Genomic DNA, 11,788 nt, shown 5'->3' with positions numbered 1-11,788 from the left:
TACAGAAAAGTGGTGGATTTTACGCTATTTTTAGGTGTTTTGGCAAGTTTTCTTACAATTTAGTTTAAGTCATCTTGCATAGGGGGTTGGATCTTGAATACCTGCTTTTTCAAATCCTTGACTTCTCAGGTAACAAGAATCGCATTTACCACAGGCATAACCATTTTGATCGGCCTGGTAGCATGAGATACTTAAAGAGTAGTCTACGCCCAAATCAATTCCTTTAGTAATAATCTCTTCCTTGGTTAATCCAATCAGAGGAGTATGAATATCGAATGGAACTCCTTCTATGGCTGCCTTAGTGCCAAGATTCACCATTTTTTTGAAAGCTTCTATAAATTCTGGTCGGCAGTCAGGATAACCTGAATAATCAACTGCGTTAACACCCAGAAATAAATGACTAGCTTCCAAGGATTCGGCCCAAGCTGCGGCAAATGACATCATAATGGTATTTCTCGCTGGAACATAAGTCACTGGAATACCCTCCGACCTTTGTTCCGGAATAGAAATATCATGGTTAGTTAAAGCTGAGGATTTGAGCCAACTCATATCCACATTAATTTCTCGAAATTCAGTGAGATTATAATTTTTTGCGATATTTCTTGCCGCCATTGTTTCAGAAGAATGCCTTTGGCCATAAATCACATGTAATGCAAAGCATTCATATCCCTCATTTTGTGCAATGGCGAGAGTTGTTAATGAATCCAGTCCGCCCGATAACAAAACAATCGCTTTTTTAGACACCTTGTTTTTCTCCCCATAATATTTTATGGAGTTGAAGCTGCAACCTCACATTAAGTTGATGTTTTAAAATCCATTCTGCCAATTGTTCACTTGCCAAGACCTTATATACTGGGGAAAAAAGAATCTGTTGTTGATTTAACTGATATTGTTTAATAATATCTATCGACCAAGAAAAATCGTCATAATCTTGAATTACAAATTTAATTTCATCAGTCGTTTTAATATTTGCTAGATTCGGCCAAAAATTATTTTTATCCTCATTAGATTTTGGAGTTTTTACATCCAAGATGATTTTTACTTTTGAATTAACGTCTTTAATATCTAAACCACCCCCCGTTTCCAAAGAAACTTGGTATCCTAATGCACACAATTGATTCATTAACTCTATACAATTTTTTTGCGCCAATGGCTCGCCGCCTGTCACCGTGACATAATTGGTATCAAACTTTTGTATTTCTTGAATAATTTCATCTATTTCTTTTTGTTGACCAGCATGAAATGCATAAGCCGTATCACAGTATGTGCATCGCATAGGGCAACCAGTCAATCTAACAAAAACAGTAGGTCTTCCAATGCGGGATGATTCACCCTGAATCGAATAAAAAATCTCATTGATTCTTAATGTTGGCATAATTTTTTTTAAAGCTTGATGGATTCAAGAGCTTTTAATCTCTTCTTCGCATTCTCGATATTGGAAGCATTTGGGTATTCTTTAATGATTCTTCTTAAGGTTTGTTTAGCTTTGGTAATTCGCGTCAACTGTATTTCCGTATTCGCTTTTCCATATAAAATTTCCGGCATCAGCTCATGACTGGGATGATTAGCAATCAACTTCTCATAGGTATTTAATGAGGCTTTGTAATTTTTTAATGCGAACTGAATGTAGCCAATATTTTTCTTTGCTTCAACAAGACGTTGAGACTTTGGGTATGTTGTGACAAATCGATCAAATGATTCAAATGCCTCCTTGTATTTGGCTGACCTCATCAATCCTTCAGCTTCATCAAACATATTTAGCTCTTGTTCTTCATCAATCAGCGGTGGCAAATCCGTGCTAGTTTCAACATTACCAGCGCCACTTACGATCGCTTGTTGCTCATTACTCTCTAATTCTTGAGTAATATCACTTTGAATCGATTCAACAGATGGTGTTAAGTTTTCTTGAATTTCTGTCGTTTGGATATTTTCTTTTGCTTCTTTTAAAACTTCGTCATTTTTTTGTGGATTATTTTTAAGTGACTCTAATTCTTCTTCAATACGACTAAAACGATTCTCAAAATCCTGATAGTTAATCTTCTGACGATCTTCAAAACTTTCAAAATTAAACTGCAGGACTTCAACATCGCCTCTTATCTTAGCAATATCGTCAAAAATTTCATTAATCTTACTGTTAAACTGCTGAAGACTTCCACCTTGGAGTATTTGTTGAAGATCAGTGACTTTTGCTTCAAGTGAATTGAGTGATTCACTCTTTAAAGAATTGAGCTGGTTTTGCAGGTCATTAATTTTAGCTCGAGCTTCCTCATCCTCAAAAAAGGCATGAGTGTTAAGAGATAAAATTAATAAACCAGCCCATAATATTCTTTTCATATATCTACAAATTTAAGAATTATTCTACTTCGTAGCTAATATCTACACGACGGTCTTGGCCACATTCATTACCTTGACAGTTTTGGTTAGATTCTTCTTCACCATAACTGACAGTTTCAATTTGTGAGTCGTTTGCGCCTGAAGTGTTCATGACATCTTTTACTGATACTGATCGTTTTTGACCTAACGCAAGGTTATACTCATGAGAACCTCTATAGTCAGCATGGCCTTTAAGAGTCATTTTTACACCTGGGTGATCTGCGGCATATTGAGCATGAGCATTAACGATATCTAAGTACTCAGGTTTCACTTCAAATTTATCAAAGTCAAAATAAATGCTTCGTTGTGTCAACAAACTATCGGATCTTAATTTATCTAAACCAAGCTCAGAAGTTTGATCAACCGCTTCACTAGCTTTACCAGCTTTTGCATCTGATGGGGCATCAGCATCATTTAGCGGAGTTGAGCTACAGCCTGCAAGTAATGCTAAAGTAAGACCTGCAAATACTAATTTTTTCATTGATTTATCCTTTCATTAAAAATCAATTGGAGACCAGGTGGCTTCATAATTTTTAGATGAATCCAAGTTGATCACCTGTTGTTTAAAACCATTCAAAGAGACAGTTGAGAGTGTTGTTTCTTTTTCTGAATCTTTATGTGTGTATAGTACCATATGTCCATTCGGACTGAAAACAGGGGCTTCGTCATTCCTTCCCTGAGTTAATTTCATGACCTGATTAGAAATTAAATTTTGAACGCCTACCTTAAAAGATCCATTATCATTGGTAATAAAAGTTAATAATTTTCCATCAGGAGACAACTGAGGGCTGACATTATACTTACCCTCAAAAGTTACTCTTCTAATTTGCTCAGTTGCCAAATCAATTTTATATATTTGTGGACCACCCCCTCGATCAGATACAAAATAAATTGATTTCCCATCTGGGGCCCAAGTTGGCTCTGTATCGATAGATCGACTTCGCATTAATCGTTTAATATTCTTTCCATCCGCATCCATGACATATATTTGTGAAAAAGCATTGTAAGTTAAAACAATTGCGAGCTGCTTGCTATCCGGAGACCAAGCGGGTGCACTGTTATTTCCCTTAAAGTTAGCCACTAACTTTCTTTCTCCGTTCCTTAAATTTTGCACATAAATCACAGGCTTCTTTTTTTCGAATGACACATAGGCAATTTTTTCTCCGTCTGGGGACCATCGGGTTGAAATAATTGGCTGAGTCGAGGTGACGATTGCTTTTTTATTAAAGCCATCCATATCAGAGATGTTGAGATGATATTTATTATTATTAATTTTTTGAACGAATCCAATTTTGGTATGAAATACGCCCTGACTTCCAGTAATCTTTTCATAAATGACATTTGAAATTTGATGTCCAATCTGACGGTCTTGTTTGGTGTTTCCTGAATACTCAGAGGACACCATCATCTTCTCTTTAAAAACATCAATTAATTCATAAACCACTTTGATTTGTTCATCGCTCCTTTGTACTCGTCCAATGACTAGTAATTCGGCCTGCAAACCTGACCAAAAACTGTAATCAACATCATTTACAGATGTTGGCAATTTATTAACGCCACCGGTATCAATCACTCTAAAAAAACCTGATCGTGACAGATCGGACTTAATCACATTGTGAATTTGATTTTTTTCGTTTTCAATTAAATCGTCTTGAAACGGAATGACAGCAACTGATAATTCATTAGCTTTGCCACCGAGAATATCAATCACTTCAATCGCATGAAGAGGAACAAAATAAAAAAGAGCAAAAAATAAATAGATGATTTTTTTCATTGAGGCTGTCCGTTTGGATAAAATTTTAATTTAATTTTTTTTAGTTTAGCAAAAATTTTTGGGTCAGTTGGCACTGGCAATGGTTCAGATTGATATATTGCTCTTTCGACCGCTTCATCGCAACTTAAATTTCCACTTGAATCCTTCAAGATCGGGTCATTCAATAATTCACCTGATGGTAATAATGTAATCTCAAAACTTAAACTTAAATAATCCAAACCACATAAATTATTATTCACATTCTGTTGTATTTTTTGTTGAATTAACGCCTTATATTTGTCAATCTCAGATTTATTTTTACCTGCTTCCATATCTTGATCTGCCTGTATCGCAATTCTTTCTGATTTCTTTTTATCTTCTGAAATAATCTCTTGATCAGCATTTTGAGCATCTTGTTCTAATAATTCTTTTTGAAGTTGATCTAATTGTTCTTGTTGAAGTAATTGGTCTTGAAGTTGTTTGATCTGCTCTTGCTTGAGTAATTCTTGTTGTACTTTTTTGATTTGTTCTTGTTTCTTTTTGTCTGCTAATTCCTTTTCTTTTTTCTTCTTAAGATTAATTTCAGCTTGAGTATCTTTTATTTGTTGAGTTACCTTGGGAGTAGTTTTTTCATTTATTACTGTCTCCGCTTTTTTTGGCTTTGGTGGCGTTTGAGCTTGCTCTTTTACTGTAGGCACAGCTTCCCATAATTCGACTTCACCAAAATAAGGGTACTGGGGTGACCACTGCACGGTAAAAATCATAACAAAAAGAATCGATAAATGGATTAAAAAAGAAAATAAATTTGATTGTAAATTTAAATTTTCATCGTAGTTCATTGAATATCAATTATTTCTCTGGTTTAAGTAATAATCCCACTTTATGAATCTGATTTTGTTTCAACAAATCCATAATTGTTATCACATTTTCATATTGAGTTTTTTTATCTGCTGCAATCACTACAGACAACTCTGGATTTTTTTCAAGCGCTTGATTTAATTCAATCAATAATGCATCAGCTTTGACTTTTTTTCCTTCCATCTCAAGACTGCCATCCTTTTTAACAGAGACTGTAATTGGGGTATTTTGTTGTTTTAAATCTTGACCGACTCGCGGTAATTCGACTACCCCAGGATTGGTCATCGGTGCTGTCACCATAAAGATCACTAATAATACCAACATCACATCAATATATGGCACAACATTGATGTTGTTCATTAAACGACGTTTTCTCATTAGGCTCTACGATCTACGTTATTAATAAACTCTTCCATAAAACTTTCATACCGAATAGCTAATCGATCTACTTTTGCTGCAAATCTATTGTAGGCAATCACCGCAGGAATAGCAGCAAATAAGCCAATGGCAGTTGCAATTAGTGCTTCAGCTATGCCTGGAGCCACTTGAGCTAAGGTCGATTGAGCCACATTAGAAAGCCCAATAAAAGAATTCATAATGCCCCATACCGTTCCGAACAAACCAATATAAGGGCTAACAGACCCAACACTTGCTAAAAAAGGCAGGTGTCTTTCAAGGGAGTCAAGTTCACGATTATAAGCAACTTGCATTGCTCGTCGAATACTTTCTTTACTTTGTTTATCCAATTTTTGATCTCGTGTATTGGTTATAAATTCCTTATACCCTGCAAGAAAAATAGATTTCAATCCGCCAACATTATTCGAAGCATGGGTTGCAGACTCATACAGTTGTTTAAACTGAGCCCCTGCCCAAAAATATTTTTCAAATTCTGTAGCATGCTCTTCTGCATTTTTGATTGTTTTGATTTTAATGAAAATATATTTCCATGATAAACCAGAGGCGGCAATTAAGATTAACATCACCAATTGAACAGGAATACTCGCTCCCATAACTAGCGATAAAAAGGAAAGATCACCACCTAGGCTCATTATTTATTCTCCATTAATAATTGTATGTCATTAGGGATTCGCATCGGCTTCATCGAAATAGAATTTACTGCTGCTACGACAACATGAGACTCAATTAACAGCTCAGACGATCGAAAAATTTTTTGCTCAAGCTCAATCTTTACTGATCCGAAATGTTCTAATGTTGTTTGCACCACAACTTCATCATTAAACACAGCAGGTCTATTAAATTTTATATCAATTTCATGAACAACAAACATTAAGTTTAAATTATCTTTTAATATTTTTTGATCAATTTTAAAATCTCTTAACCACTCCGTTCTGGCGCGCTCCATAAATTTTAAATAATTAGAATGATAAACCACACCTCCGCTATCGGTGTCTTCATAATATATTCTTATTGGCCAGTGATGAACCCGTCCTACCATAAATTTTTTGTGTTACTCGATTGTTCAATTTGGATATTAAAATGCTTCAAACTAATATCTGTAGCTATTCTTCCTTTGGGAGTCCTCATCAAATAACCTTGCTGAATTAAATACGGTTCAATTACATCTTCAATCGTTTCTTTTTCTTCCCCAATCGCTGCCGCAAGATTATCTAGGCCAACTGGCCCTCCTTTAAATTTTTCAATGATTGCCAACAATAATGCACGATCCATATTATCTAAGCCAATTTTATCAACATCTAACATCTTCAAAGCAGCATCGGCAGTTTTTTCATTAACATTTCCATCTGCTTTTACTGAAGCATAATCCCTAACACGTCGTAATAAACGATTAGCGATTCTTGGCGTTCCTCGTGATCTTTTCGCAATTTCTGCTGCACCTGAATCATCAATAAAAATATCAAGCAAATTTGCTGATCTTTTCACAATTCTGATGAGTTCATCCTGAGAGTAAAATTCCAAACGAGACACTATTCCAAACCGATCTCGTAGAGGATTGGTCAACATTCCTGCGCGCGTCGTTGCTCCTACTAGGGTAAATGGAGGTAAGTCGAGCTTTACTGAGCGAGCTGACGGTCCGTCACCGATCATAATGTCTAAATGATTGTCTTCCATTGCCGGATATAAAATTTCCTCGATAATGGGAGACAGGCGATGAATCTCATCAATAAATAAAACATCATTTGGCTCAAGATTAGTAAGCAATGCTGCTAGATCGCCAGCTTTTTCCAGGACAGGTCCTGACGTTTGTTTTAAACCGACTTTCATTTCACGGGCAATGATATGAGATAAGGTTGTTTTACCTAAACCTGGGGGGCCAAACAAAAGCACATGATCTAATGCTTCTCCTCTTTGCTGAGCAGCTTTGATAAAAATTTCTAACTGATCTCTAATTTTTTCTTGACCGACATATTCATCAAGATCTGCAGGTCGCAGAGATTTTTCGAGAATCTCTTCATTCTCTTTAGGGGTGCTGGCAATAAAACGGTCTTCTTCAATCATAATCAACTAGACAACCATTGTAATGCTTGTTTGATTCCTTCATTAACGTTTGTTTCTTCATTAAAATTCTTAGTGACTTTTTGAATATCGCTTTTGGAATAGCCTAGCGCCTCTAATGCATCCATAATATCAGTTAAATTTTTTGAATGCTGAGATGATTGTTGCAGTCTCAGATCTTGTTTGTCTTTTAATTCAACAATCAATCTTTCCGCCGTCTTTCTTCCTATTCCAGGAATCTTTATGAGAAGCGAGACGTCTTGTTGTTCGATTGCATTAGAAAATTGATCCATTGACACGCCACTTAAAATTGAAAGCGCCACTTTAGCTCCGATGCCGTTAATTTTAATTAAGCTTTTAAAAGATGATTTTTCTTCTTTAGTATGAAACCCGAATAATAGCTGAGCATCCTCACGAACCACCATGTGAATATGTAGGAAAATATCAGATTGCAATTCGGGTAAGTGATAATAGGTCGACATTGGCACTTCAATTTCATAACCAATACCTCCACAATCAACTTGAATCCAAGGCGGTGATTTATCAATAAGAGTCCCTCGTATACTTCCGATCATAAAATACGACCACCTTTATAGCTGACAGGGATGTTATCTTGATTAATTTGCATGACTTGATTGTGACATAATACGCAAGCTAGTGCATCAGAAGAATCCGGTCCTAAGATTTCTGGAAGATTTAATAATCTTTGCACCATTGATTGCACTTGAATTTTCTGGGCATGCCCATTACCCACCACAGACTTCTTTATTTGCAAAGCCGTATATTCATATATTTGTAGCTGGTGTTGAATCCCTGCTGCCATTGCAACTCCTCTTGCTTGCCCAAGGGCCAAGGAGCTATTTGCATTCATATTGACAAAAGTTTTTTCAATACACATTTGATTGGGCTGATATTGAGAAATAATCTCTGAAACTTCATCAAAAATGATTTTTAATCTTTCCGGGTAGGGAAATTTTTCTGAGGTTGTTTTAATAATGCCACTTGTAATATAAGTCGCTTTCTTATTTTGGCAATCAACGATGCCATAACCTGTAATTCTTAATCCCGGGTCAATCCCAATTACCCTAGAAGCGTTCAAGCTAATTCTCGATTACTGCGTTGGTGTATACCTCTTGCACATCATCAAGATCATCAAGAACATCGAGAATTTTTTGCATTTTTGCTCCTTCATCGCCAGATAGTTCCACCTCATTATCTGCTTTCATTGTTAATTCAGCCATCTCGAATTTTAGATTATTTTTTTCAAATGCTTCTTTAATTGTTAAAAAATCATTTGGTGGGGTAATCACTTCAATAGAGCCATCTTCGTTAATCTCAACATCCTCAGCACCTAAATCAATGGCTTTTTCCATGATCTCTTCTTCATTAGAGCCTGGAGCAAAAAAAATACTGCCACAATGTTTAAACATAAAAGCCACGCAGCCATCCGTTCCCAAATTTCCCCCATTTTTAGAAAAAGCATGACGAACATCAGCGACGGCTCTATTTTTATTATCAGTCAAACAATCAACAATAATTGCTGCGCCATTGATTCCATAACCTTCGTAACGGATCTCCTCATAATTAACCCCCTCAAGCTCACCTGTTCCTCTTTTGACAGCCCTAGTAATATTTTCTGCAGGCATATTTTCATCTTTAGCTGCTGCTATTGCCGCTCGTAATCTTGGATTAAAATTTGGATCACCCCCACTCATCCTCGCCGACACAGTAATTTCTTTAATTAATTTAGTGAAAATCTTTCCTCTTTTTGCATCTTGCCGTCCTTTGCGATGCTGAATGTTTGCCCACTTGGAATGTCCTGCCATAAGTTTTCCTAATAATTGTTTAATTTATATTTTATCATTTTGAGCTCCCACGTGAAGCGAGAAGAATCATCATTAATATCCCACATAAGATCATTGCTAGCCCAATACCTTCATTTATTTTTGGAGCTTCATGGAGCTCAACAAATGCCGCCAATGAACCAATGACTGGAGCTAATAGTGAAATGGTAGATACCTCACTAGTTTTTAAATGTTTAACTCCATAAATCCATAGCAACCAAGCTAAAGCATTACAGAAGATAATGTTGTACAGCGAGGCTTTCCATAAATATGGATTGATCTCATAAATTTCTAAACCTTTTGCAACGATAATAAAAAGAATAGGTATAGACCCCAATAGCATCTGCCAAGCCGTGAGGTTTAACAAATCGACTTGTGGATATTTTTGATTATACCTTTTGACACTAATCACTCCACAACCCCAAAAAAAACCTGCGCTAATCGCAATTAACATGCTTTTAAAATCAGCGTTTTTATGGACAGGGTCAAATATGAGGATCAAACCTATCACACTGACAGCTATTGCAAAAATTTGCTTGTTAGTCATTTTTTCTTTTAAAAAATATAGTGCCAGTAAATTTGCCCATATGGGCATTGTAAAAGTTAACACAGATGTTTTGGCTGTTCCTCCATGGACTAGTGCAACCAACACCAGTACAGTGAAACCAATCATTTGAAAAATACCAATTAAAAAAACAAACTTAAAATTTATAATTTTTAATGACTTTTGCATTACAGCTAAACATAACAAAAGAATAACAGCCCCAAAAAAATTTCTTACAAAAGCAAACTCCCAAGGCCCAACTAATTGAACTGCTTGTTTCATGACTACCCAGTTATAGCCCCAAAAAAAAGTCATCAAAACCACACTCAAAATTGGCAGCAGTTTACTTTTAAAAGAATTTTGCATGTTTTATAAAATTTGTTATTCTAGATTTTAGAAATTTTATTAATTATGCATTATGAAAACAGCACAGCAAATATTAAACGATAAAAAACATAATGATATTTTGTCTATTGAGCCTGATAGGCCAGTCATAGATGCGTTAATTATCATGGCAGAATATAAAATAGGGGCTTTGCTGGTTATGCAAAAAAATAAACTACTTGGCATCATCTCAGAGAGAGACTATGCCAGAGAGATTGTATTAAAAGGTAAATCCTCAAAAAAATGTTTGATTGAAGAAGTCATGACGAAAGATGTAATTACTATTGATGCCAATGACACCTATGACAAAGGTCTAGAGATCATGACAGAAAATCGTATTCGTCACCTTCCTGTTCTAGAAAATAAAACAGTTGTAGGAATGTTGTCTTTAGGAGATTTAGCCAAAGAAACTATTACTCATCAAAGATTTCTGATTGACCAACTTGAGAGTTTTATTAAAAGTTAGTCCCCAATAATTTTGACCAATACTCTTTTCTTTCTGCGTCCATCAAACTCTCCATAGAAAATTTGTTCCCATGGTCCAAAGTCTAAATTTCCATCGGTAACTGCAACCACCACTTCTCTTCCCATGACCTGTCTTTTCATATGAGCATCAGCATTATCTTCCCCGGTATCATTATGACGATAACCACTGACAGGTTCATGTGGAGCAAGTCTTTCTAACCACTTTTTATAATCACTGTGCAAACCAGATTCGTCATCATTAATAAAAACACTTGCCGTGATATGCATTGCATTGACTAAAACCAGCCCCTCACTGATGCCGCTTTCAGCTAAACAATCTCTGATTTCATGAGTGATGTTTGTAAAATGCATCCTTTCTGGAGCATTAAACCATAACTCTTTTCGGTAACTTTTCATTGATCAAATCCTTTTTTTGCTGATTCATAATAATCATACCAAATCTCAGCCATATCAGTATCTCTAAAATCCTTGAAGCATGGCGTACCAAGAGTGTAATGAATTAAATTTGCTTGTTCATTTTTTTCATACTCACAAGCCAGCCAATTCCATTCTAAAGGAAGCTCACCTATGTCCTTATCATCCAGCCAACTAAATCGATGTAAAAATTTTCCTGTTTGATTCGCAACAAACTCTGGCGTCAGGATTTTATGCTTTGGATGAGAACAATTCCATAAGATCACGCTTGACCAATTTTTTCTCGGATAATTTTCATTAATATTCCCTAAATATTTTATTGATACTTTTGTTTCATAGTCGTGTTTTACAACCATGAGAGCCTTATTAGGGTCAGCCATTGCAATCAGCTGTTTCAAGTCAGCTTGGCAAATCATATCTCCATCAGCAAAAATTGCCCAGCCATTAAATTCATTTAAATAAGGAGTTAAAAATCTAGAATAAACAAAATCATTACTACGATCTTGATGAGTTTCATTAAATTCTTTTAATTGACCTAACACTAGTGGCGTAATTTTGACCGGAATCGAGGTATTTTTAATTACCGAATGACAAAAGACGTGGTAAGCAATTGCTTCTCTTTCATCGTATCCAACATATAGATTAATCATCGACATA

Annotated in this window: 17 protein-coding genes; 1 reads left to right on the top strand and 16 read right to left on the bottom strand. The window is 35.6% G+C overall.

Annotated elements, in window-relative coordinates:
* Positions 1–69: 69 nt before the first annotated feature.
* Genes queC through QFA95_RS00605 form a run of 14 tightly spaced genes read right to left on the bottom strand, consistent with a single transcriptional unit; the run spans position 70 to position 10,213 of the window.
* Positions 70–744, bottom strand: a complete 675-nt coding sequence (queC, locus tag QFA95_RS00670; protein ID WP_486462928.1) for a 7-cyano-7-deazaguanine synthase QueC — start codon at positions 742–744, stop codon at positions 70–72.
* Complete coding sequence (queE, locus tag QFA95_RS00665; RefSeq protein ID WP_486462927.1) at positions 737–1,375, bottom strand: 7-carboxy-7-deazaguanine synthase QueE; 639 nt, start codon at positions 1,373–1,375, stop codon at positions 737–739. Before queE ends, queC begins: the two co-directional genes overlap by 8 nt.
* Positions 1,376–1,383: 8 nt before the next feature.
* Positions 1,384–2,334, bottom strand: coding sequence for a tetratricopeptide repeat protein (locus QFA95_RS00660; protein ID WP_486462926.1), 951 nt, complete (start codon positions 2,332–2,334; stop codon positions 1,384–1,386).
* Positions 2,335–2,353: 19 nt separating this feature from the next.
* Positions 2,354–2,854 (bottom strand): OmpA family protein, encoded by a 501-nt coding sequence (locus tag QFA95_RS00655; protein ID WP_486462925.1) that lies wholly within the window; start codon positions 2,852–2,854, stop codon positions 2,354–2,356.
* Positions 2,855–2,869: 15 nt separating this feature from the next.
* Positions 2,870–4,147, bottom strand: a complete 1,278-nt coding sequence (gene tolB, locus QFA95_RS00650; protein ID WP_486462924.1) for a Tol-Pal system beta propeller repeat protein TolB — start codon at positions 4,145–4,147, stop codon at positions 2,870–2,872.
* Positions 4,144–4,965, bottom strand: a complete 822-nt coding sequence (locus QFA95_RS00645) for an energy transducer TonB (protein ID WP_486462923.1) — start codon at positions 4,963–4,965, stop codon at positions 4,144–4,146. Before QFA95_RS00645 ends, tolB begins: the two co-directional genes overlap by 4 nt.
* 10 nt (positions 4,966–4,975) lie before the next feature.
* Positions 4,976–5,362 carry a protein TolR gene (tolR, locus tag QFA95_RS00640; RefSeq protein WP_486462922.1) on the bottom strand — a complete coding sequence of 129 codons (387 nt, stop codon included), beginning with the start codon at positions 5,360–5,362 and terminating at the stop codon, positions 4,976–4,978.
* A complete protein-coding gene (gene tolQ, locus QFA95_RS00635) occupies positions 5,362–6,033 on the bottom strand; it encodes a protein TolQ (RefSeq protein ID WP_486462921.1) in 672 nt (223 codons plus the stop codon). The genes tolR and tolQ overlap by 1 nt, the downstream gene beginning before the upstream one ends.
* Positions 6,033–6,440 carry a tol-pal system-associated acyl-CoA thioesterase gene (ybgC, locus tag QFA95_RS00630; protein WP_486462920.1) on the bottom strand — a complete coding sequence of 136 codons (408 nt, stop codon included), beginning with the start codon at positions 6,438–6,440 and terminating at the stop codon, positions 6,033–6,035. Before ybgC ends, tolQ begins: the two co-directional genes overlap by 1 nt.
* A complete protein-coding gene (ruvB, locus tag QFA95_RS00625; RefSeq protein WP_486462919.1) occupies positions 6,434–7,462 on the bottom strand; it encodes a Holliday junction branch migration DNA helicase RuvB in 1,029 nt (342 codons plus the stop codon). The genes ybgC and ruvB overlap by 7 nt, the downstream gene beginning before the upstream one ends.
* 2 nt (positions 7,463–7,464) lie before the next feature.
* A complete protein-coding gene (ruvA, locus tag QFA95_RS00620; RefSeq protein ID WP_486462918.1) occupies positions 7,465–8,034 on the bottom strand; it encodes a Holliday junction branch migration protein RuvA in 570 nt (189 codons plus the stop codon).
* Positions 8,031–8,558: a crossover junction endodeoxyribonuclease RuvC gene (gene ruvC, locus QFA95_RS00615; RefSeq protein ID WP_486462917.1), complete on the bottom strand. Its 528-nt coding sequence runs from the start codon at positions 8,556–8,558 to the stop codon at positions 8,031–8,033. The genes ruvA and ruvC overlap by 4 nt, the downstream gene beginning before the upstream one ends.
* Position 8,559: 1 nt before the next feature.
* On the bottom strand, positions 8,560–9,285 hold the full coding sequence (locus tag QFA95_RS00610) for a YebC/PmpR family DNA-binding transcriptional regulator (protein ID WP_486462916.1): 726 nt from the start codon (positions 9,283–9,285) through the stop codon (positions 8,560–8,562).
* A 34-nt stretch (positions 9,286–9,319) separates the two neighbouring features.
* The gene (locus tag QFA95_RS00605; RefSeq protein ID WP_486462915.1) at positions 9,320–10,213 is read right to left on the bottom strand and encodes a DMT family transporter; all 894 of its coding nucleotides are present in this window, start codon (positions 10,211–10,213) and stop codon (positions 9,320–9,322) included.
* 52 nt (positions 10,214–10,265) lie between these two features.
* On the opposite strand from QFA95_RS00605, the gene QFA95_RS00600 reads away from it, so the two are divergent.
* A complete protein-coding gene (locus tag QFA95_RS00600) occupies positions 10,266–10,697 on the top strand; it encodes a CBS domain-containing protein (protein WP_486462914.1) in 432 nt (143 codons plus the stop codon).
* Here QFA95_RS00600 and QFA95_RS00595 read toward each other — a convergent pair.
* Positions 10,694–11,113, bottom strand: coding sequence for a secondary thiamine-phosphate synthase enzyme YjbQ (locus QFA95_RS00595; RefSeq protein WP_486462913.1), 420 nt, complete (start codon positions 11,111–11,113; stop codon positions 10,694–10,696). The genes QFA95_RS00600 and QFA95_RS00595 overlap by 4 nt on opposite strands.
* Positions 11,110–11,787 (bottom strand): glycosyltransferase, encoded by a 678-nt coding sequence (locus tag QFA95_RS00590; RefSeq protein ID WP_486462912.1) that lies wholly within the window; start codon positions 11,785–11,787, stop codon positions 11,110–11,112. The genes QFA95_RS00595 and QFA95_RS00590 overlap by 4 nt, the downstream gene beginning before the upstream one ends.
* Position 11,788 lies beyond the last annotated feature (1 nt).

This window comes from Candidatus Methylolitoribacter marinus (assembly GCF_051853155.1).
In the GTDB taxonomy this organism is placed as follows: domain Bacteria; phylum Pseudomonadota; class Gammaproteobacteria; order Burkholderiales; family Methylophilaceae; genus BACL14.
The sequence above is the reverse complement of the archived record's forward strand: the minus strand, read 5'-3'. Positions and strand labels throughout refer to the sequence as shown.

What these genes read in the sequence shown, in the direction of transcription:
- QFA95_RS00610 (WP_486462916.1), bottom strand. Translation starts at nt 9,285, where the DNA reads ATGGCAGGACATTCCAAGTGGGCAAACATTCAGCATCGCAAAGGACGG.
- QFA95_RS00660 (WP_486462926.1), bottom strand. Translation starts at nt 2,334, where the DNA reads ATGAAAAGAATATTATGGGCTGGTTTATTAATTTTATCTCTTAACACT.
- QFA95_RS00655 (WP_486462925.1), bottom strand. Translation starts at nt 2,854, where the DNA reads ATGAAAAAATTAGTATTTGCAGGTCTTACTTTAGCATTACTTGCAGGC.
- QFA95_RS00645 (WP_486462923.1), bottom strand. Translation starts at nt 4,965, where the DNA reads ATGAACTACGATGAAAATTTAAATTTACAATCAAATTTATTTTCTTTT.
- tolB (WP_486462924.1), bottom strand. Translation starts at nt 4,147, where the DNA reads ATGAAAAAAATCATCTATTTATTTTTTGCTCTTTTTTATTTTGTTCCT.
- QFA95_RS00595 (WP_486462913.1), bottom strand. Translation starts at nt 11,113, where the DNA reads ATGAAAAGTTACCGAAAAGAGTTATGGTTTAATGCTCCAGAAAGGATG.
- QFA95_RS00605 (WP_486462915.1), bottom strand. Translation starts at nt 10,213, where the DNA reads ATGCAAAATTCTTTTAAAAGTAAACTGCTGCCAATTTTGAGTGTGGTT.
- ruvB (WP_486462919.1), bottom strand. Translation starts at nt 7,462, where the DNA reads ATGATTGAAGAAGACCGTTTTATTGCCAGCACCCCTAAAGAGAATGAA.
- QFA95_RS00600 (WP_486462914.1), top strand. Translation starts at nt 10,266, where the DNA reads ATGAAAACAGCACAGCAAATATTAAACGATAAAAAACATAATGATATT.
- QFA95_RS00590 (WP_486462912.1), bottom strand. Translation starts at nt 11,787, where the DNA reads ATGTCGATGATTAATCTATATGTTGGATACGATGAAAGAGAAGCAATT.
- ruvA (WP_486462918.1), bottom strand. Translation starts at nt 8,034, where the DNA reads ATGATCGGAAGTATACGAGGGACTCTTATTGATAAATCACCGCCTTGG.
- tolR (WP_486462922.1), bottom strand. Translation starts at nt 5,362, where the DNA reads ATGAGAAAACGTCGTTTAATGAACAACATCAATGTTGTGCCATATATT.
- ybgC (WP_486462920.1), bottom strand. Translation starts at nt 6,440, where the DNA reads ATGGTAGGACGGGTTCATCACTGGCCAATAAGAATATATTATGAAGAC.
- queE (WP_486462927.1), bottom strand. Translation starts at nt 1,375, where the DNA reads ATGCCAACATTAAGAATCAATGAGATTTTTTATTCGATTCAGGGTGAA.
- tolQ (WP_486462921.1), bottom strand. Translation starts at nt 6,033, where the DNA reads ATGAGCCTAGGTGGTGATCTTTCCTTTTTATCGCTAGTTATGGGAGCG.